16 protein-coding genes are annotated in these 21,566 nt (G+C 35.5%); 1 reads left to right on the plus strand and 15 read right to left on the minus strand.

Annotation, left to right across the window (positions count from 1 at the left end; all coding sequences use genetic code 11):
- Window positions 1-141 precede the first annotated feature (141 nt).
- The 4 genes from glmM to nifJ all read right to left on the minus strand — a co-directional run bounded on the left by glmM (window position 142) and on the right by nifJ (window position 7,462).
- The gene (gene glmM, locus IGL07_RS08965) at window positions 142-1,497 is read right to left on the minus strand and encodes a phosphoglucosamine mutase (protein ID WP_002356936.1); all 1,356 of its coding nucleotides are present in this window, start codon (window positions 1,495-1,497) and stop codon (window positions 142-144) included.
- Window positions 1,490-2,653, minus strand: a complete 1,164-nt coding sequence (locus IGL07_RS08970) for a CdaR family protein (protein ID WP_002374494.1) — start codon at window positions 2,651-2,653, stop codon at window positions 1,490-1,492. Before IGL07_RS08970 ends, glmM begins: the two co-directional genes overlap by 8 nt.
- Window positions 2,650-3,534 carry a diadenylate cyclase CdaA gene (gene cdaA / locus IGL07_RS08975; protein ID WP_002389035.1) on the minus strand — a complete coding sequence of 295 codons (885 nt, stop codon included), beginning with the start codon at window positions 3,532-3,534 and terminating at the stop codon, window positions 2,650-2,652. Before cdaA ends, IGL07_RS08970 begins: the two co-directional genes overlap by 4 nt.
- Window positions 3,535-3,730: 196 nt before the next feature.
- Window positions 3,731-7,462 carry a pyruvate:ferredoxin (flavodoxin) oxidoreductase gene (gene nifJ / locus IGL07_RS08980; RefSeq protein WP_025189566.1) on the minus strand — a complete coding sequence of 1,244 codons (3,732 nt, stop codon included), beginning with the start codon at window positions 7,460-7,462 and terminating at the stop codon, window positions 3,731-3,733.
- Window positions 7,463-7,625: 163 nt separating this feature from the next.
- Here nifJ and IGL07_RS08985 point away from each other — a divergent pair, with 163 nt between their 5' ends.
- The gene (locus tag IGL07_RS08985; RefSeq protein ID WP_010817464.1) at window positions 7,626-9,125 is read left to right on the plus strand and encodes a DUF6056 family protein; all 1,500 of its coding nucleotides are present in this window, start codon (window positions 7,626-7,628) and stop codon (window positions 9,123-9,125) included.
- A gap of 24 nt (window positions 9,126-9,149) precedes the next feature.
- Here IGL07_RS08985 and glnA read toward each other — a convergent pair whose 3' ends face one another.
- The 11 genes from glnA to tagD all read right to left on the minus strand — a co-directional run bounded on the left by glnA (window position 9,150) and on the right by tagD (window position 21,545).
- On the minus strand, window positions 9,150-10,490 hold the full coding sequence (gene glnA, locus IGL07_RS08990) for a type I glutamate--ammonia ligase (protein ID WP_002356929.1): 1,341 nt from the start codon (window positions 10,488-10,490) through the stop codon (window positions 9,150-9,152).
- A gap of 42 nt (window positions 10,491-10,532) precedes the next feature.
- On the minus strand, window positions 10,533-10,916 hold the full coding sequence (locus tag IGL07_RS08995) for a MerR family transcriptional regulator (protein ID WP_002388239.1): 384 nt from the start codon (window positions 10,914-10,916) through the stop codon (window positions 10,533-10,535).
- Between the two features lie 202 nt (window positions 10,917-11,118).
- Complete coding sequence (gene hflX, locus IGL07_RS09000; RefSeq protein ID WP_002372073.1) at window positions 11,119-12,360, minus strand: GTPase HflX; 1,242 nt, start codon at window positions 12,358-12,360, stop codon at window positions 11,119-11,121.
- Between the two features lie 3 nt (window positions 12,361-12,363).
- On the minus strand, window positions 12,364-13,293 hold the full coding sequence (gene miaA / locus IGL07_RS09005; protein WP_438747311.1) for a tRNA (adenosine(37)-N6)-dimethylallyltransferase MiaA: 930 nt from the start codon (window positions 13,291-13,293) through the stop codon (window positions 12,364-12,366).
- Window positions 13,294-14,040, minus strand: a complete 747-nt coding sequence (locus IGL07_RS09010; RefSeq protein ID WP_010817465.1) for a glycerophosphodiester phosphodiesterase — start codon at window positions 14,038-14,040, stop codon at window positions 13,294-13,296.
- Window positions 14,041-14,159: 119 nt separating this feature from the next.
- A complete protein-coding gene (locus tag IGL07_RS09015; protein WP_002376980.1) occupies window positions 14,160-15,140 on the minus strand; it encodes a glycosyltransferase family 2 protein in 981 nt (326 codons plus the stop codon).
- An 86-nt stretch (window positions 15,141-15,226) separates the two neighbouring features.
- The gene (locus IGL07_RS09020) at window positions 15,227-16,186 is read right to left on the minus strand and encodes a GDP-mannose 4,6-dehydratase (protein WP_010817466.1); all 960 of its coding nucleotides are present in this window, start codon (window positions 16,184-16,186) and stop codon (window positions 15,227-15,229) included.
- A gap of 828 nt (window positions 16,187-17,014) precedes the next feature.
- The gene (locus IGL07_RS09025) at window positions 17,015-18,439 is read right to left on the minus strand and encodes a lipopolysaccharide biosynthesis protein (RefSeq protein ID WP_050560583.1); all 1,425 of its coding nucleotides are present in this window, start codon (window positions 18,437-18,439) and stop codon (window positions 17,015-17,017) included.
- Window positions 18,440-18,486: 47 nt separating this feature from the next.
- Complete coding sequence (locus tag IGL07_RS09030; RefSeq protein ID WP_010817468.1) at window positions 18,487-19,872, minus strand: O-antigen ligase family protein; 1,386 nt, start codon at window positions 19,870-19,872, stop codon at window positions 18,487-18,489.
- A gap of 14 nt (window positions 19,873-19,886) precedes the next feature.
- Window positions 19,887-21,098: a CDP-glycerol glycerophosphotransferase family protein gene (locus IGL07_RS09035; RefSeq protein WP_010817469.1), complete on the minus strand. Its 1,212-nt coding sequence runs from the start codon at window positions 21,096-21,098 to the stop codon at window positions 19,887-19,889.
- Window positions 21,099-21,143: 45 nt separating this feature from the next.
- Window positions 21,144-21,545 (minus strand): glycerol-3-phosphate cytidylyltransferase, encoded by a 402-nt coding sequence (tagD, locus tag IGL07_RS09040; RefSeq protein WP_002356917.1) that lies wholly within the window; start codon window positions 21,543-21,545, stop codon window positions 21,144-21,146.
- Window positions 21,546-21,566 lie beyond the last annotated feature (21 nt).

Raw genomic sequence — 21,566 nt, forward strand, 5'->3', positions numbered from 1 at the left:
TACTTCTAAAATAGTACCCTTTTAACCGCTCTATGTCAATGATAGACGGAGCTTATTAGCTATTTTCTTTTTTTGATTTTCAACAAAGAAACCAGACACTTAACGCAAGCTAGCATTAAGTGTCTGGTTTCTAATTTATTCTTATTCAACGCCGATTTCTGCACGTACTACTTCGGCAATTTTATCAACGTAATAATCAACTTTTTCTTGTGTTGGCGCTTCAGCCATCACACGTAACAATGGTTCTGTTCCAGAAGGACGAACTAAAATACGACCTTCGCCATTCATTTCTGCTTCTGCTTGTTCGACAACTGCTTTGATTGCTGGAACTTCCATTGCACCATTTTTATCTGTGACACGAATATTGACTAATTTTTGTGGATAAATCGTCACTTCATCCGCTAATTCAGATAATTTTTTGCCCGTTTGCTTCATAACATTCAACAATTGAATCCCTGAAAGCATGCCATCACCTGTTGTGTTGTAATCTAAAAAGATCATGTGACCAGATTGTTCGCCACCAAAATTGTAATCATTTTTACGCATTTCTTCTACAACATAGCGATCACCCACTTGCGTTACCACATCTTTTAAGCCAATTTCTTCTACAGCTTTATGGAAACCTAGATTACTCATCACTGTTGTAACAATTGTATCTTTTTTCAAACGTTTTTTCTCAGCTAAATATTTGGCACAAATATACATGATTTTATCACCATCGATAATTCGTCCTAATTCATCGACTGCAATAATTCTATCACCGTCGCCATCGAAAGCCAAACCAGCATCTGCGCCTTTTTCAACAACCATTTCTGCCAAAGCTTCAGGATGAGTGGAACCCACACCATCATTGATATTCAATCCATTAGGACTTGTTCCCATTGTATAGAAATCTGTCTCTAAATCTGCGAAGACACGATTGACTGCTGTTGCAGTTGCTCCGTTGGCAGCATCTAAACAAACAGTCATATCTGCTAAATCGCCAGGAATACTTTGAACTAAAAATTGCGAATATTTTAGTAAGCCTTCTGGAAATTCATCTAATGAGCCTAAGCCTTCTGCAGAAGGTCTTGGTAAGGTGTCTTCTTCTGCGTCTAACAATGCTTCAATTTCTGCTTCTTGATCGTCTACTAATTTGAAGCCATCTGCCCCAAAAAACTTAATCCCATTGTCTTCCGCAGGATTATGTGAAGCTGAAATCATTACGCCAGCGGATGCTTTTTGTAAACGAGTAAGATATGCTACACCAGGTGTTGAAATCACCCCTAATTGGAAAACTTCAATTCCGACTGATAATAATCCAGCAATCAATGCTTGTTCCAACATCTCACCTGAAATACGTGTATCGCGGCCTACGAGAACACGAGGTTTTCTTGAACTATCTTCATGTTGACTCAACACATAACCACCGTAACGTCCTAATTTAAAAGCTAATTCAGGTGTTAACTCCTTATTTGCAATTCCTCTTACACCATCTGTTCCAAAATATTTACCCATTTTGATTCTCCTTAGTCACTTGATTCTCTGTATTTTCAGTTGAACCAGCAGTTGTACTTTCTACTGTTGATCCCTCACTTGTTGTTTCAGAAGTATTTGATTCTACTTGACTGGATGTACTTGGTTGTACTGCTTGGCTACCTGAGCCAACCGTTGTTGAACTTGCAGGTTCCCCTGAAGTTTCATTTGTATTTGATGACTGTTGTTGATTGTACACGGGGCTTAAAGAAACGTCAACCTCATCTGGTGTAACTACGTATTCTCCATTAACAGGAATAGTCACTGATTGTTTTGTTTCTTTACGAATATCAGAAATATCTACCGGTACCTCAATTGATTCTAGCGTATCTAAAATTGATTGCGGGCCACTGACCCTAACTTGGTACGTTGATAAACTATAATTGTAATGAGCGATCCCAGCAGGTGGCGTACCTGTCATACTAACATTCAGTGGTACATCTTTTGTTGGCGCAGTTAAGCCTACTGTTACTTTGACTTGTGGTGCTGGATTTTCGATACTTAGGACTTGACCTTTGGCATCTAGCGCTTGAACATTTACCGTTTGTTTAATCGTATCAATTGTTTGTTTGGCACTTGAGACTGGCGCAATCACTTTGTCAATTGCTTTTGCTGTTTCTTCTCCAGTTGTTACTTCTACAGTTTTTGGATCTACAGAAATATTTTTTACTTTATAACCTTCTTTTTCAATGTTATCAGAAAGTTGTGCTTCTACATCGAATTTTTTTGTTACTCTCTTTTCAATCGTTACAGTCACTGTTTTCGGTTCAATTTCAGCTGTAACAGCTGAACTTAGTCCCCGCACTGTCAAAGGCACTTCCGAAGTCCCTAATGGCAATTTGGTTAAGTCTGCGACCACTTGGAAATTTCGTGTGTCAGCATTTGATTCCATGTTTAATTGAATGCGGTTCGCACTACGTAAATGAACATTTACACTCTCTTCAAATCCAGAGACATAATATTTGTCTTTATCGTATTGGACTTGGACAGGAATATTATTCAGTGTTTCACTATACGTTTGGCTTGAACCTGAATTGGAGGGATTATTGCCTGTTGCATTGGCATTAAAAAATAACAACAATGCAAACAGCAATGAAAGCAAACCATTAAACCAGCTTTTTTGGGAGGCTTTTCTCATTTGCGTTTAACCCCCTTTGTTACATCATCGATAAAATGCTGTAAAGCACTTTTTTTATCTTCCGATGATTCCGAAATTAACTCCTTACGCAAAATTGTTAAATACTCTTCTTGCGTTAGGCCAGGAATTAATTCGTTGTTCAACGTCAAACTAACGTCACCAGTTTCTTCAGAAACAACAATCGTAATGGCGTCACTGACTTCACTGATACCGACTGCGGCTCTATGGCGCGTTCCAAATTCTTTTGGAATTAAATTGCTTTCTGATAGCGGTAAATACGCACTAGCAACAGCAATTTTTTCATTTTTGATAATCACTGCACCATCATGTAGTGGTGTATTTGGAATGAAAATATTAATCAGTAATTCACCAGTAATATCGGCATCCAAATCAATACCTGTCTCAATGTATTCATCTAAACCAGTATTGCGTTCAATGGTTATCAAAGCACCAATTTTCCGTTTTGACATGTACTGAATGGCTTTGTCAAAGGCCTGAATAATACGCTCATCTTCTTGTTGCGCACCTTTATTCGGGCGGAAAAACGAACTTCTCCCTAGATGTTCCAGCCCTCTTCGCACTTCTGGTTGAAAAATAACAACTGCGGCGATTACACCATACATGATGACTTGATTCATTAACCAAGATAATGTATGTAGACCAATTATCTCACTTAGAATGCGGATAATGATAAAAACAGCGACACCTTTTAATAGTTGGACTGCTTTCGTTCCACGAACAAGCATGATTAATTTGTAAACGAGGTACCATACGACTAGGATATCTATGATATTGATAACAAAATCCTTAGATAAGAAATCCGTTGAGATGACTTGCTGCCAATAATTCAAATCTAATAATTGATTCAATTGAAACGACATCATACCCCTCACTTCTCTCTCAAGATTTCCTAACAAGTATACCACATTATTTTCTTTCATCACAGAACGCAAGCGGAAACATCAAAAAAATTTAGGAACTTTTTCAAATAACTTGAAATTTTTCATCAAAAAATCGCATTTCTAACTAAAAAACGTGTCCAAGCAAAAAGCTCAGACACGTTTTTTTGATTTCTATTTAATCTTGCTCACGTTGTTTTCTCTTGGCTGCTCGTTCTGCGCGGCGGGCAGCCCTTCTTGCTTCCGCTTCCGGATCAACTACGCGTTCCTTTTTCACTCGTGGCTTCTCGTTCTCTGGCGCAGTTATTTCTGGTTCACTTTGTTTTTCAAGTTTTGCTCGAATTTTTTCTTCTTGACCAGCTAAACGAGCATAATTATAGAACCGTCTCTTAGCATCATTAATTGTTTTATTAAATAACAATTCCGCTGTATCCGGTTGACTAGATTCTAAGGACGCAAAGCGAACTTGTTGGCGCATAAACTCTTTCATTAATGAAAAATCTGGTTTTTTGAAATCCAATGTCATTGGTTCTTTGCCTTTTTCTCGCAATAATGGATTATAGCGATATAAAGACCAGTAACCTGAATGAACCGCGTCTTTCGCTTCTTTCAACGTTTGACTCATCCCACCTGCTAAACCATGTGTGATACATGGTGTATAAGCAATAATAATCGATGGTCCAGGGAATTTTTCTGCTTCTTCAAAAGCTTTAATCGTCTGCATTTGGTTTGCCCCTGAGGCAATTTGAGCGACATAGACATTTTCATAAGTCATTGCCATCATCCCTAAATCTTTTTTAGAGGCATATTTCCCACTGGCAGCAAATTTCGCAATCGCTGATGCAGGAGTTGCTTTGGAAGTTTGGCCACCTGTATTGGAATAGACTTCATTATCTAGAACTAACATATTTACATCCGCGCCACTAGCTAACACGTGGTCAATCCCGCCGTAGCCAATATCGTAAGCCCAGCCGTCCCCACCAATCATCCACTGACTTGGTTTGACAAAAAGATCTTGATCGTCATAAATTGCTTCCAATAAAGGTTGATTCGTTTTTTCTTCAAGCAAAGCTGCACGTAATTTAGCTGCACGTTGTTGCGTACCTTCACTTTCGGACAGATGTGCTATCCAATCTTCCATCAATAAACGTAAAGAATCACTGGCTACAGAAAAAGCTTTGGTCATTTTACTAGCTAAACGTTCGCGACGCGCTTGCGTTGCTAACAACATGCCATAACCAAACTCGGCATTATCCTCTAAAAGAGAATTTGACCAAGCTGGACCTTGTCCTTGTTCATTAGTGGTGTAAGGTGTCACACCCGCTGCAGCACCCCAAATCGATGAGCAACCTGTTGCATTAGCAATCAGCATTCGGTCACCAAACATTTGCGTCAATAATTTAACATAAGGCGTTTCGCCGCAACCAGAACAAGCACCAGAAAACTCTAATAAAGGTTTATTAAATTGTGAACCTAAAACAGTATTCGGTTTTGCTGGGTTTTCCTTTTGACGTAACGTCATAGCAAACGCCCAGTTCATAGCCTGCTCTTTTTCTTCTTCATAAGGTTTCATTACTAAAGCTTTGCCTTTAGCTGGACAGGCTTCAACACAAAGTCCACAGCCAGTACAATCTTTGACTGAGACTTGGATACGATATTTCAAGCCGTCGGCACCACGTAGATCACGTACAATGAATCCTTCTGGCGCTTCAGTCATTTCTTCTTCATCGGCTAAGAATGGTCGTATCGCCGCATGGGGGCATACAAAGGCGCATTCATTACACATGGTACACCGATCGCTAATCCATTCAGGTACTTCTAATGCAACTCCACGTTTTTCAACTGCCGCAGTTCCCAAAGGCATTCGCCCATCTGTCATCCCATTTTTCGCTAGTGTCGCAACAGATAACGCATTGCCTTCTTGACGATTAATCGGTTCAACAATTTCATGAACAAAATCACTAACATTTTCTGAACGTTTTCGCGGTTGAACTTCAAGCGTTCTCCACTCTTCTGGAACAGGTACCTGATGCAACAATTCAACGGTCTTATCGATTGCTTGAATATTTTTTTCGACAACTTTCATGGACTTATGACCATAACTTTTCAGTGCTTCTTCTTTTAAAATTGGTAACACTTGCTCAAAAGGCATGATTTCCGCTAATTTGAAGAAAGCTGTTTCCATCGCGGTATTAATTCGCCCACCTAGTCCGACTTCACTAGCTAATTTCACTGCATTGATTGTATAAAACTGAATCTCATTTTCAGCTAGATACCGTTTTAATTGATTTGGTAAAAATCGTGCTAGTTGTTCATCATTCCAAATGGTATTTAAGAGGAAAGTACCGCCCTTTTTTAACCCTTTTACTAAATCATAGGTATGCAAATAAGCGGCTGTATGACAAGCCACAAAATCAGAATGTTCAATGAGGTACGTTGAGCGAATGGGTGTCTCGCCAAAACGTAAATGAGAAACGGTCAACCCGCCTGATTTTTTTGAATCATAATAGAAAAATCCTTGTGCATACTTGTCTGTATGATCACCGATAATCTTAATTGCTGACTTGTTCGCCCCTACTGTCCCATCAGAACCAAAGCCCCAAAATTTAGCTTGATAGGTTTTCGGATTCGTCAAATCAAGTGGTTTGCCAACTTCTAATGAAGTATAAGTTAAATCATCATCAATCCCAATTGTAAAACGCTTCTTCATGGCAGAACGTTCTTTCATTAATTCATCAAAAACCGCAACAATTTGATTTGGCAGCACATCTTTAGAACCTAAACCATAGCGCCCACCAATAATTGTTGGGCGAATGTCCGCTTCATACATCGCACTTTGGACATCCAATAATAACGGTTCGCCACCAGCACCGGGCTCTTTCGTCCGATCCAAAACAGCAATTGCTTTAACTGATTGTGGTATTTTTTCGAGAAATGTTTCAACTGGAAATGGTCGATAGAGATGGACATTAAGAAAGCCAACTTTTCTTCCTTGTTGTTGTAAATAATCAACCGTCTGTTCAATTGTTTGCGCAACTGAACCCATTGTGACAATCACTTCTTCCGCATCTTCTGCGCCATAGTACGTCACCAAATCATAATTGGTGCCCCGTAATCGATTAATTTCTGTCATATATTTTTGAACAATACCAGGTAATTTTTCATAATAAGGATTTATTGTTTCTCGTTGTTGAAAGTGAATATCTGGATTTTGGTTCATTCCACTAACGGAAGGGTGATTCGGGTTCATGCTCCGACGACGAAATTCGGCTAATTTCTCTTGATTTACTAAGGGTGCTAATTCTTCATAGTCAAGAACTGCCACTTTTTGAATTTCATGACTTGTTCTAAAGCCATCAAAAAAGTTCATAAATGGAACACTCGCTTCAATCGAAGCCAAGTGAGCCACTGGTGCCAAATCCATCACTTCTTGCACACTGCTTTCTGACAACATAGCAAAGCCTGTTTGACGTGCGGCCATTACGTCTCCTTGATCACCAAAAATATTTAAAGCATTCGTGGTTAAAGCTCGGCTTGCCACATGAAAAACAGATGGTAATAGTTCTCCAGCTATTTTGTACATATTAGGAATCATTAAAAGTAACCCTTGTGAAGCCGTATAGGTCGTGGTAAGCGCGCCAGTTTTTAAAGAGCCATGGACCACGCCGGCAGCACCAGCTTCCGATTGCATTTCAACTACTTTCACAGGTTGACCAAAGATATTTTTCTTACCTTCGGCCGACCACTGATCAACAAGCTCAGCCATCGTTGAACTTGGTGTTATTGGATAAATGGCTGCTAATTCCGTAAAGGCGTAGGAAATATAAGCTGCTGCTGCATTCCCATCCATTGTTTTCATTTTCCGCATGTTTTTCTCATCCTTTATATCTAAAAAATAGAATAGTTGCACGCATATTCTTGTTTATTATAGCGTAAAAACCAAACATTTGAAACATTTTTCACAAACATTCTTTAGAGTTTCCTTTTACAGTTACAAATTGTCTCTATGTTTTTATATATAATTAGTTTATAATAACAACTGAAAATAACGATCTACAGAAAGGGAGAATATATTGAAAACTCTTCAAAAAAATAAATTTATTATCCTTGCTTTTTTACTACTAACCATCATTTTTTATTTTATCCCTTACGCTCACGATGAATGGATGTGGGGAAGTCAAGAAGGGCTTGATTTATTAAAAAACGGCTTTCAAGGATACAATGGACGCTACTTTGGGAATATCTTCGCTTTAATTATTACTCGTAGTGTTTTAATTAAAAGCTTGTTTATGAGCGGCACAATTCTATTATTACTTACAGTACTAACAAAATTCACTAACCTAAGTTTAGATAGAAAAACAACTACAAATAAAAAATTTCTTTTGATTTTTAGCTTAGCTCTGCTTATATTAATTCCCACAAAACTTTTTCAACAAACTTATGGATGGCCGGCAGCTTTTGTGAACTTCGTTCCTCCTGTCATTAGTTTAGTGGTTTTTTTCATAATAGTGAATTACTTATTTACTAATGAAACAGCTAATTTAAAACACCCTGTTCTAACAGGTATTGTTTTAAGTTTAGGGACTCAATTTTTTTCTGAAAACATCAGCGTTTATATCACATTCCTTGCAATTGCTTTATGTATTTATTCTTGGAAAACCAGAAAGATGATTGATTCGTTCTTACTTGCTTTTCTAGTTACAAGTTTCCTTAGTTTGATTATTATGCTAATTAATCCAGCTTACTTAAATGCTGCCAATAATACTGATGGCTATAAAAAAATCAATTTATCGCTTTCATATTTTTACTATAAAACAATTGGACCAATGGCAGAAAATATTTTTCATCAAAATCGTTTCATTAATCTTTGTATAGCAACGTTAACTTTATTAATCTCTAAAAAACAAGATAAAGATATTTTACAATCAAAGGCAACGCAGCTGATAAATAAAGGAGCTCTATTTTTTATAAGTACTTATACGGTTTTCTCTGTCTTTATTTATCCTTATTTCACAATATCCTATAATCGCAGTCAAGATTTCACTGCACTATTAGCTTTACTATACTACCTTTCAATATTTATATTTATACTCATTCAATTTAAAGGTAATTTAAAAGCAAAACTACTTTTCTTGTTCTTATCTATCGTATGTACAGCTGGGCCTCTTTTCATTGCTGAGCCCATCGGTCCTCGGTCATTTTATATTACTTACGTTTTTTGGATTATACTTATTTTGCAATTTATCGCTTATTATTTTAATTTACAAAGTGAAGCAGAAAACAACCATGAAATACTGTTTATAACGAAAATTCTTAAACAAGGAATTCTTATCTTATTAACCTTTTATACCTTGATGTTTGCATATACCTACAGGGTAGAACAACAGAGAAAAGAAATTATAGATGAGGCAATCGCTAATAAAGAAACTTCCGTAAAATTACCTTTATTACCAAATGGAGAATACTTTTGGGAGAAAGGAACAACCTCAGAATATTGGATACGCCGTTACAAAACATTTTATAACATTCCACAAGAAATAACGATTACATTCGTGCCGATGGAAACAAAATAAAAAAAGAGCCATAAGGCTCTTTTTTTAGTACAACTCCAAATATTGTTCTCTTTCCCATTCAGAAACGGTTTGACGGAAGGCTGCCCATTCCATTCGTTTCGCTTCTACAAAATTGGCAAAAATGTGACGACCTAATGCATCAATCATTACTTGATCTTTACGTAATTCTTTGATGGCATTGTGTAAGGTTGATGGCAAATCTTCAATTTGTGCATGTTGACGTTCTTCCTCATTCATCACATAAATGTTACGATCAACCGCTGGCGGTGGCGTAAGTTCATTACGAATACCATCCAAACCTGCTTGTAATAAGACTGCCATTGTTAAATACGGATTCGCTGAAGGATCGACAGAACGTAATTCTAAACGAGTCGATAAACCACGAGATTCAGGAACTCGAATGAGTGGTGAACGATTTCTGCCGCTCCAAGCTACATAAACAGGTGCTTCATAACCTGGTACCAAGCGTTTATAAGAGTTCACTGTTGGGTTACATACCGCAGTATAGGCACGGGCATGTTTTAATAAACCACCTAAGAAATGATACGCAGTTTGGCTTAAGCCCATCTCTCCTGACTCGTCATAAAAAACATTACCTTCTTCATTAAATAATGACATATTGCAGTGCATGCCAGAACCATTAATTCCAAACAAAGGTTTTGGCATAAATGTTGCATGCAAGCCATGTTTGCGCGCAATAGTTTTCACAACTAATTTGAACGTTTGAATATTGTCACAAGCATCAACTACATCAGCATATTTAAAGTCAATTTCATGTTGACCTGGTGCTACTTCATGATGCGAAGCTTCCACTTCAAAGCCTAAACTTTCTAACTCTAAAACAATATCACGGCGACAATTTTCACCTAAATCGGTTGGCGCAAAATCAAAATAGCCACCTTTATCATTCAAATCAGTGGTAATTTCACCATTCTCATCTAATTTAAATAGGAAAAATTCTGGTTCTGGTCCTAAGTTAAAAGAAGTAAAGCCTAATTCTTTCATATCTGCTAAGGCGCGTTTTAAATTACCGCGGGGATCTCCGGCAAAAGGGGTACCATCAGGATTGTAAATATCACAAATTAAGCGCGCAACTTTCCCATGGTCGCTTTCCCACGGAAAAATCATCCATGTAGATAGATCAGGGTATAAATACATGTCACTTTCTTCGATACGAACGAATCCTTCAATGGATGACCCATCAAACATCATTTTATTATCTAATACTTTATCTAGCTGACTCACAGGAACTTCAACATTTTTAATTGTTCCCATAATGTCGGTAAACATTAGTCGTAAAAAACGTACGTTTTCTTCTTCTGCAATATGTTTAATCTCTTCTGCCGTTTTGGCTTTTCTTGTCATCGGTCTGATCCCCATCCTTCATTTTTATTGGCTGCTGAAACGTTAAAGCCTTGGTACATTCGATTGGAACGGATTTTGCTGAGTAAGTCCTCCTTGCGAAAGGATTTCGTCGTATAAAATCTGACGAACATCTGCATCGGTTAACGGACGAGTCGCCTCGGCGGTGTTTTTTTGTTCCTCTAATTTCATTTCATACACACGCTTAATCCCTGCCATGTTCAATCCATCAGATAAATAATCTTTAATTTCTAACAAAACATCAATATCATTTAAAGAATACATGCGTCGGTTGCCCTCACTACGTTCTGGATGAATCAATCCCTGTTCTTCATAGTAGCGAATTTGTCGAGCGGTCAAATCCGTTAGTTTCATAACTGTACCAATTGGAAAAACTGACATGGAACGGCGTAACTCTTTTTCTCTCATCTCCATCCTCCTCTCTTAGTTATTTCTTAGAATAACAATAGAATGACAAATTGTCAAGAACTTATGTTAGATTTTCTAACATAAAACAAAAAACCTGATAAATATGGACTTTCCCATCTTTTCACGGCTGATTTTCTCCAACTAATCAAAAAAATAGAAATGATTTGTTTTTACAAATCATTTCTAATCAACTTACCATTTTTTATTCTTTTTCGGATTCAGCCAACCATTTAGACTCTTTTTTCGCAAAGCCTTTCACGATATACCGATTTTCATTTTCAGCATATTCTTCTGAAACCATTAGTGTCATCCGTCGAAGTTCACTTAATAGTTGTCCGTCAGTTGGACTAATTTCTAATTGATAAGGCTCGAGTAATTCCATCATTTGAGCACGGATAGCTTGAACCAGTCGTTCTTTATCTTCAGGAATTTTAGTTGAGATCAATACATTGGGAAATAAGGTTGGGACAAATTCTTTGCTGTCCACTTGATCTCTTTTATTATAAACCGTCAAGCACGGAATATTTTCCAACGCTAGTTCTTTCATCAATGTTTGAACCGTGCGTTCATGTTGTAACCGATCTGGCGCACTTGCATCCACCACATGGAGCAGTAAATCCATCGTCCGACTTTCTTCCAATGTCGACTGAAAGGCTTCAATCAGTTGTGTTGGTAAATCTTGAATGAAGCCGACCGTATCTGTCAGAGTAACTTCCATGCCTTGAGGCAATTGCCATTTTTTGGTTAAAGGATCTAACGTTGCAAACAATTGATCCTCTGAATAAGTTCCTGCTGTTGTCAACATGTTGAGAATGGTTGATTTGCCAGCATTGGTATAACCAATCAAGCCAATTTGAAATAGTTCTGAATTTTGTCTTTTTTGGCGGCTTCGTTCACGATGAGCAGTGACTTCTTTTAACTCACGACGGATGCCTAAGATTTTATTCCGAATGTGTCGGCGGTCCGACTCTAATTTCGTTTCACCAGGCCCACGTGTCCCAATACCTCCTCCAAGTCGGGACAACTGTTTTCCTTGGCCAGCCAAGCGAGGCAATAAATAATCCAATTGTGCTAATTCAACTTGTAACTTTCCTTCTTTGGAGCGCGCACGCAAAGCAAAGATATCCAAAATTAATTGTACACGATCAATTACTCGCACAGCTAACGCTTCAGATAACAGTTGATTTTGACGCGGTGTGAGCTCATGATTAAAAATCACAAGATCCGCTTCATAGGCATCTGTTAATTGAATTAATTCTTCCAATTTCCCCTTACCGATTACGGTTTGTCGATCGACTTGTGGTCGTTTTTGCGTTAAAACAAACACCACTTCTCCATTAGCGGTTTCCGTTAAATTCGCCAGTTCTTCCATTGATGCAGAAAATGTCTGATAATTTTTTTCCGTTTCAACTCCTACTAGAATCACTTTTTCATGAGTGGTCATCGCCTACTCACTCTCCTTCTGTTGTAGCCATTGCGCTACTTCTTTTTCCAACTTGGGCAAATCTGTTGGCTGCTGAACCAAATCCCACCAATGCGCAGCCATTCGATTTCTAAACCAAGTCAATTGACGTTTGGCATATCGCCGCGATTGCTGTTTGACTGTTTCAACCGCCATCTCTAATGATTGTTCACCGGAAAAATACGGGAAAAATTCTTTATAGCCAATACCTTGAGCTGCTTGTGCATGTGGTTGCTGAAACATCTGTTTTGCTTCTTCCACCAGCCCTTCTGTCATCATTTGATCCACCCGCTGATTAATACGTTCATATAATAAAGCGCGATCTGTTTCCAAACCTAACAAATAATAATCATAGAGACGAGCTGGTTTTTCCTTTGGGGTCAAAATACTATAACCGGTTTTGTCAAAGACCTCTAACACACGAATCACTTTTTTGCGATTATTAAAATGAATGCTGTTAGCCGCTAGAGGATCCTTTTGTTGTAATAACTGCCATAAGGCTTGATTCCCTTTTTCTTCCGCAAATAAATTGTACGTTTCTCTAATTTCAGGCGAGTCATCTATCTCACGACTTCCTAGTTGAAAATCATAAAGGAGTGATTGAATATACAAACCTGTTCCTCCAACGATAATTGGTAGTTTCCCTTTTTCAGTAATTTCTTTGATTTTTTGACGACCCTCTCTCTGAAAATCAGCAGCAGAATATGTTTCGCTGACTTCACGGCAATCAATTAAATAGTGAGGAATCCCTTCTTTTTCTGTTTCTGTGACTTTAGCGGTGCCAATGTCTAACGAGCGATAAACTTGCATGGAGTCACCGCTAATAATTTCACCATTAAATTTTTTTGCTAAAGCAATACTTAATGCTGTTTTCCCCACCGCGGTGGGTCCTACAATAACTAATACTTTCTCCAATTATGTTTCTCCTTCTTCTTGCCAATTTTGACGAGCAAATTTTGCTTCTTCAGGAAAATCCGTATGAACACCCGCCAATTTTAGCTGAAAACAATTTTCCATTTCTTCCATCCGATTAACAGTCCACGGCCGCAGCGGTTTACCAATTGTGATAAGTTCTTTTTCATGAGCCAACACCCAAGACATTTTTGGATGTAAACTATCGACAAGCGCGAATGCCGGTCCCGCTTGACTTAAATCCTCTGCAGATTCATAAATAAAGGCAATTTCTGTCTTAGGATCAGCTTTTTTTAATTTAACTAAACTTGGGAAATAAAAACTGGAATATAAATAACGAAACGGCCAGTTTTTTTGATTCATTTGTTGGACAACTTTTTTCTCAATTCCTTCATAATGAATAATATCCGTTTTAAGTTCAATATTCAAAAAACCATTGAATTGTTCTTCTTCAAGACAATTTAAAACATCTTCCAATGTTGGAACACATTGAACAGAAGGATTTTTCTGAAACCAGCTTCCAGCATCCAGTTGTTTTAATTCGTTTAATGTTAACTGTTGGATTTCACCATGACCATCTGTCGTACGATCTACCGTTTCATCATGCATAACGATTAAATAACCATCTTTAGATAGGTGAACGTCTAATTCAATTCCTTCAGCACCAACACGAACAGCCTCTCTGAAAGCAATACACGTATTTTCAGGGTGGGTTCCTTTACTTCCTCGATGTGCAATAATGTCTGTCATGCTCTCACTCCAATCTTGTTTATTGTACCATTGGAGTGAGGTGGGTTCAAATATAGGAAAAACGAGATACAGTCATTCGACTACTACCTCGTTTTTTATAAGTAAAATGAATATATTCATTAATCAATCTCTTTTAATTCTGATTCTTTAGTCTCATTTTTCTTTGGCAAACTGTATATATTTTCTACAAAATACAAGGGACGTTTCTTAGTCTCTAAAAATACACGGCCAACATACTCCCCTAAAATCCCTACAGAAATCAATTGGCAGCCACCTAAAAATAATATCATAATCATTAGCGAAGGGAAGCCTGAGGTGTCCGCTCCAAATATCAATGTTTTAATTAATACATATATCATGTAAATAAACGCAACAAAAGAAACTAAAAAGCCAAAATACATTGAAATCTTTAAAGGAGCCGTTGTATAAGAAGTAATTCCTTCAATTGCCAATTTCAATAATGCGCCAAAACTCCATTTTGTTTCACCATGTAATCTTTCATCCGCATCAAATTCAATCGCAACCTTTTTGAAGCCTACCCAATTATATAACCCCTTCGTATAACGTTGAGATTCTCTCATTTGCTTCAGCGCTTCTACTACCTTACGATCAAGTAATCGGTAATCTCCTGCATCTGGTAAAACAGGCGTATTGGCTAGTTTTCCTAATACTTTATAAAACCATTTAGAGGATGTTTTTTTAAACCATGACTCCCCTTTGCGTTGATTTCTTTTAGCATAGACATCTTCATAACCTTGCTGCCAAAGATCAATCATATCAATAATTGTAGCTGGCGGATGTTGTAAATCAGCATCCATTGTAATAACAGCATCATGTGTAGAATAATCAAATCCCGCACTCATTGCTATCTCTTTTCCATAATTTCTAGACAAATCAATTAAAGAAACATTATCCGTTTGTTCAATTAATGATAAAACTTCACTCACAGTGTTATCTTTGCTTCCATCATTAATAAATAATATTTCAAAATCAACTTCATCTCTTTTTTTTTCTAAAGTTTCATTTAATTTTTTATATAGAGGACGTATATTATTTGCTTCATTATACGCGGGTATTGAAATTAAAATTTTCTTTTTCACAGGTTAAATCCCCCAAATTTAATACTTGCATACAAATTTTAGCATACCATATTAAACTTTTTTTATCTATGACTACTTCGTACAAATTACTTGAAAACTTCTTTTAATTCATACTTAACATATTTATCCAAACCGGATTGAATACTATATTTCGGTTCATAACCAATGGCACGTAGTTTAGATATATCCGCTAAGGAATCTTTGATGTCCCCAGCTCGCGCTTCTTTGTATTCAACTGGCAAAGTGACTTTCATAATATCATTTAAAGAAGAAATTAACTCATTTAAATCGGTTGCTTTCCCTGTTCCGACATTATACACTTCCCCAAGTGATTGGTCAGAATGGGAAACGAGATCCAACGCTTGAACCACGTCTTCTACAAAGACAAAATCACGGGATTGTTTTCCATCACCAAAGATATTGAATGTCACTTCTTCATTAGCTAATAAGCGTTTGTAAGAGTCCATCACAATCGAAATAACGCCAGAATAAGGCGAATTAGGGTTTTGGTTTGGCCCATAAACGTTAAAGAAGCGAACAGCGCTTGTTGGAACATCATATAAATGACAATAGTTTAACACATATTTTTCAGAAGCAAATTTATCCACTGCATAAGGCGTTAATGGACGAATTACTGATTCTTCCTGTTTTGGTAAAGTTGGCTCATCGCCGTAAACCGCTGCAGAAGAAGCAAACACCAAACGTTTTAAATCTTTCTGGTATTTCCGAATTAATTCCAATAATTGTAACACACTCTCAAAATTGACTTGGTGTGTTTCCACTGGACGTGCTACTGAGTCTGCTACACTAGCAATCGCTGCTAAGTGAAAAATGTAATCGAACTGATACTCTTGTAGTACTTTTTCCATTAATTGTTGATCAATCACGCTACCTTCAATGAACGTGATATTTTCAGATGCGTTTAAATTTTCAGTTTGGCCCATTGATAAATCATCAATGACCACAACTTGATTGTCTTTACTATAATAATTTGCTAAGGTTGAGCCGATAAAGCCGGCGCCGCCTGTGATTAGGAATGTTTCCACTTTATTAATAACTCCTTACTATCTTAGTTAAATATACCCAATAGTTTTATTATTTAATTAAAATTGATACACCATCAAACAATTCGACAGTTCTGCTGATTGAATAAGTTTTGCTTGTTGGTTGGCATATTTAGATTTTCAACCTAATTTTACCACATTTTCTATTGTCTTTGATGGTTTTAGATATATAGCAGACTGTTTTTTGCTTATTTAAAATTTTCATAGCAATTATCTTGTTTTCTTTTTTCAAATTTGCTGTATACAAGGCTTCGTTTAACCCTCATCTGTCCATCCAACCTAATTTTTACTGTTCACTATTATTTTTGACACTCTCTAAACAACTACTCGTATATATACCCTACGTTTGCTTTGCACTGATCAGTTATAGTTGTGTGACTCAAGGATTACGTCGTAGTCAAGAGCGCTACTCCCGTTTGCAAAACTCCCCGTATAATCAGCATTAACATTAAAAAGCACTCCATTCATTCTATGCTATATAAATAGCTAATATCATATTTGCTTTGCAACTTGAATTTTCTATCTCTTTTTTATAGAACTTATGGAAATCAGCAATACGAGTATTTGAAAATAGAGCTCCTACCATTAATAATATGACCATCGACAGTTTTTTATTTAAGTAAATGTCTTTGTATCTTTCTACTCCGTAATTTTGATTTCTTTTTATACCTGTTGTTACTATAGTGATTTTCTAACACTTTTATCGAACGGTCAAGAGCTAGTAAATTTTATTTATTCAAATTCATTACTTTATTTAAAAAAAATGAAAAATTTTTCTATTAAATCAGAAAAATTCTCCATTTTCTCAAATTATTTTTTTCGCTTAATTATTTTTATGAATTGTTCGATAAAATTTGAAACAATATCTTTGTTAAGAAACATTAATGCAATAAACATTATAAATTCAATAACCATTAATAATCCGGCATCTACTAAAAACAACAAAATAAATTGAATAAGTAAAATCACATGATTGCCTATTAGCCTTGACCAATCTATTTTTATATGAACAAATGATCGAGTATCATAAATTCTTACCATCCAGCCAGCGAAGAGACTGATGGCTGATGCTATCCCGATACCCATTAAGCCAAATGCTGAAATAAAAATATAATTACAAATAATACTTAAGATACCTGATATTATAGATGTATTCATTAAACCTTTTGTTTTTTTCTCGGCAACGTAAAATTGACCATAAAATCCAATGAATCCTGAATAAATAGCAGATAATAATAGTAAAGGCGTTACTTGCCAACTATCATAATAAGCTTTAGCAACTAAATTGGCTGTAAAAAATTTTAAAAAGACAAGAATTCCTGAAGCAACTGTAAATAGCAGAAATGAATATACCTTAAATATTTGTCCGTGAAATTCGTGTTTATTTTTAGAATCTTTTTCTTCCACTAATGAAATTTGCCATGCCTGAGAAAAAACAGATTGAATCATAGAAATTAGAGAGGGAATTTTGTTAGCTACAGCGTAAAGACCATTTGCACCTGCACCTAAAAAAAACAAAATAAAATATCTGCTTGAGCTGTTAACAAACCACCAAAGAACATCATTTGGAATAGTAGGTAATGAAAAAATCAACATATCTTTCATATACGTAAAATCTACAGCTGATAATTTTAAATAACTAAAATACGGTGTTGTTATTAACAGATATATTAGAGAAACAATTTCTGCCACTACTAAAGCAAGTAAATATCCTTGCAAGCCCATATGAAAATTAACTAAAAATAGAATGTTTGTAACACCAATAACCGCTGTCTTTAACATTCCGTTGAATGCAAATACTTTTACTTGTCCATTTCCTCTAGCAAACTGAGCTAAAATCTGTGTTAAAATTTGTAGAGATAATAACAAAACAAAATAGATTAACGCATTTTCCAAAACATTAAAAAAAGACAATGCAACATATAAAGCAAAGGATAAGACGATTCCTATCAATGAAATCACAGCTGAGTTTGACACTACAATACTTTTATTTGCATTCTTATCTAAAGTAAATCGTAAAACTGCTACAGCAATTCCACCAGAAACAATTGGCAGTAACAAACTAGTCGTCGTTGTAACCAAATCTACAATACCATACTCTGTAGTAGTTAAATAGTATGTGTATAAAGGAACCAGAATAAATGAAATCATCTTACTTCCTAAATTACCTGCAGCAAAAACAACTGAGTTCCCAGCAAGCTTCTTATATTTTCCCATAGCAATCAATGCCTCCATTATAGAAAGGAATAGCTACCTTGTTGAACTACCCCTAAATAATACCTTTATTTAAATTCTTTTGATAGATAGACAATTCTTCCTAAAAATAACCAGAATATTAAGGAACCGATGGAGTTCACTAAAATAATGTCATTTAAAAACATTCCTGAAACTGCCACAGCTAAAACACTTAATACATAGGTAGCGTAACCTTGTTGAAAGAAATTATTAACTTTACTAAAAGAAAAAGCTACAATTTCAATAATTCTCGATACAAAAAAGCTAAAAAAAGTTACAACTCCTAAAGATCCAGTAGATGCCAACAAATTAATATATGAATTATGTGTATATTTTTGTGTTTTAGCAATAAACGTTTGAGGCAACATATCTGATGCGTAAGGTAACATGTTCCTAGGAGAAACTCCTACTAACCAACTTGATTTAAATAATTCGATACCACTTTTCCAAAGTGCCAAACGCCCATTCGAAATATCATCATTATTTTCAACATCTGGACGAGTTAAATCAACTGGTTTTTCTTTGACTGGATTTTTTGTTTTCACTTCATTAAATAGTTCAGGAATATAAGAAAGAATCCATTTAAACAAATCAACAGATAAATAGATTATTCCACAACCTACTAAAGATAACAAAATTGCACATAAAAATTTCACAAGAACATGCTGCTTGTTTATTCTTTTAGAATAAAAAACTTTAAAGAAGGAATAAACGAAGAAAACAGATATTAAGACTAACACTCCAGTCCTAGATCCTGACAACACAATATATAAGAACTGTAAAATAATATTTATTTTCAGTAATAAACCAAGCCATTTATTTCCATAACTTTTTCTGACTAGATATGCAAAAGACAGTATAATAACAACCACACAAACAGTTGAACCAAAGTTAGGATCTTCAAAAACCCCAAATAGTCGGCCTTCATAGAAACCTATACGTAGAAAACGAGATCTTGTTTGTAGGTGAACAGCATAACTATATTGAAAGAAAAACATTATTAAAGAAACTAACGCTAAGACAAACCATACACTTGTTAGTAAACCAGTGAATTTTTTGATTAATCTTGGAAAAATTTCGTTGTCTTGTGCGACTTCGTAAACAACTAAAAAATAAATAGATTGCCAAACTAACAATTTAATATTTCCTGTAATTCCATATCTTCTATTAACAATTGAAGAAATAAATATTACAACCAAAAAACCAATTAACCACCAATTATAATTCCACTTCTTTTTACCACGTACAATGTTGACTAAATCAATTAATATTATAATACTACCAAAAATTGCACCCGCAGCATATAAAAGATTATCAACAATAGATGGCAATAAACTGTATGGCCCTATTGCTCTGAACATCAACAGAATTAACATAAAAAGAATATAATACTCTTTGCTTAACTGATTAAACCTTTGCACATTTGATTTCATTAAATTTCCTCCTATCATTTCACCTGATCAATTTCTTGAAGGATTCGATCCCCTATATCTTGACTTGCATGACCAGTTTCAAAAACATTATATATTTTTTTGAAGCGTTCAACTTTTTCAAGATAATCACTATTAGAAAATTTATAAACTTGGTTTATTAATTCTTCTTGATTTGTTGAAACTGGAAAAGGTAAATTATCCAAATCAATCAGTAAGCCTCTATCTTTAGAGTACTCTTTATAGTCATACGCATAAATAAAACATTTTTTTTCTGAAATCAGTGCTTCTCCTGAGCTAGAAGAATAATCAGTTATTAATGTATCTGTAGCACATAAAAGTTCCTGCATATCTTCATAATCAGATGCATCGATAATATTTTGAGGAAGGCTTCCCCCTAAAATTCTTTCTTTATTTTTTGTGTCGTTGGGATGTAAACGCACTAGCATTACATAGGAATTTTTAAATCTCTTTTCAAAAGTTTGCGTTAGTCGTTCCAAAAATGTTATGTCCACTTCTAAATCATAACCTTGACGAAATGTCGGTGCGTACATCACAATTTTTTTATGATAATCTATATTGTAGTGATCATAGACTTTACGGACCAGTCTCTCATCATAGTTAATAAATATATCACCACGTGGTGTACCATTTCTAAACATTTCACCTTCATACCAGAAATTATACGGAACATCCGAAATCGTATTGGCACTTTCAAAAATCAATAAATCACACATCTTAGAATCTTTTTTTGCTCGTTTGACATATTTAGGTGGTAGTTTATCCTCCACTAAACGTTCCATCATTTTCAGAGAGAAACTTGCATGCCATGTTTGAATATAAAACTGATTCTTTCTCTTTTTAGGATATATATTTTTACGACAATTATCTATCCAGATTTTTGCTGTATGTAGCTCATACAACGCTCTAAAAGAAGTCAAGGATACTAAACGTATAGAAGATGGAAAAGCTTGTGTGTTCTTCACCCGTTTTTCATCAATAAGCCATACAATATCTAATGCTTCGTTTTGACTAAGTAAATATTCACAAATGTACTTCGGATTGTCTCCATAGCCTTGTCCATTAAAATTACTAACAACAATTTTATCTCTTTTTATTGGAACAAAAAACAAAACAGGATAACAGATATAAAAAAAGATTGTCCTAATAATTCTGGGAATTACTCTTTTCCGCCAGTAGTTTATTTCATTTTTATACTTTTGTTTCATTTTAGCACTCCAGTTCTTTGCTATCGGATGAAATAACAAGATTCCTTATTTAAAATCTTTTAGTTCTTTTTTTATTTGAGTAGTTGAAATCTCAGGAGTTCTTTCTAAATAAGCAACTTCAACACCCGTTTCTTCAGCTAAATAGTCAAATTTACCTTCCCAGTCGTTCCCCATTACAAAGGTGTCAATATCATATAACTTCATATCTTTTACTTTTTGATCCCAGTTTTCTTCTGGAATAACTAAGTCAACGTAACGGATGCCTTCTAATATAGATTTCCGTTCTTCATAGGAAAAATAACAGACTTTGTCTTTACTATTGAGATTAAATTCATCTGTAGACAAACCAACAATCAAATAATCTCCTTTTGACTTAGCTCTCTTTAAAAGATTTACGTGCCCGTAATGTAATAAATCAAATGTCCCATATGTTATTACTCGTTTCATAATTTATTCTCCTCTATTCTA

It is taken from the genome of Enterococcus sp. DIV1368f, assembly GCF_051712245.1.
GTDB lineage: Bacteria > Bacillota > Bacilli > Lactobacillales > Enterococcaceae > Enterococcus > Enterococcus faecalis.

Excerpts from the sequence above, each read along its gene's own strand:
- IGL07_RS09035 (WP_010817469.1), bottom strand. The coding sequence starts at position 21,098 with ATGAAACAAAAGTATAAAAATGAAATAAACTACTGGCGGAAAAGAGTA.
- IGL07_RS09030 (WP_010817468.1), bottom strand. The coding sequence starts at position 19,872 with ATGAAATCAAATGTGCAAAGGTTTAATCAGTTAAGCAAAGAGTATTAT.
- glmM (WP_002356936.1), bottom strand. The coding sequence starts at position 1,497 with ATGGGTAAATATTTTGGAACAGATGGTGTAAGAGGAATTGCAAATAAG.
- IGL07_RS08970 (WP_002374494.1), bottom strand. The coding sequence starts at position 2,653 with ATGAGAAAAGCCTCCCAAAAAAGCTGGTTTAATGGTTTGCTTTCATTG.
- tagD (WP_002356917.1), bottom strand. The coding sequence starts at position 21,545 with ATGAAACGAGTAATAACATATGGGACATTTGATTTATTACATTACGGG.
- IGL07_RS08995 (WP_002388239.1), bottom strand. The coding sequence starts at position 10,916 with ATGAGAGAAAAAGAGTTACGCCGTTCCATGTCAGTTTTTCCAATTGGT.
- cdaA (WP_002389035.1), bottom strand. The coding sequence starts at position 3,534 with ATGTCGTTTCAATTGAATCAATTATTAGATTTGAATTATTGGCAGCAA.
- IGL07_RS09010 (WP_010817465.1), bottom strand. The coding sequence starts at position 14,040 with ATGACAGACATTATTGCACATCGAGGAAGTAAAGGAACCCACCCTGAA.
- hflX (WP_002372073.1), bottom strand. The coding sequence starts at position 12,360 with ATGACCACTCATGAAAAAGTGATTCTAGTAGGAGTTGAAACGGAAAAA.
- IGL07_RS09025 (WP_050560583.1), bottom strand. The coding sequence starts at position 18,439 with ATGGAGGCATTGATTGCTATGGGAAAATATAAGAAGCTTGCTGGGAAC.
- glnA (WP_002356929.1), bottom strand. The coding sequence starts at position 10,490 with ATGACAAGAAAAGCCAAAACGGCAGAAGAGATTAAACATATTGCAGAA.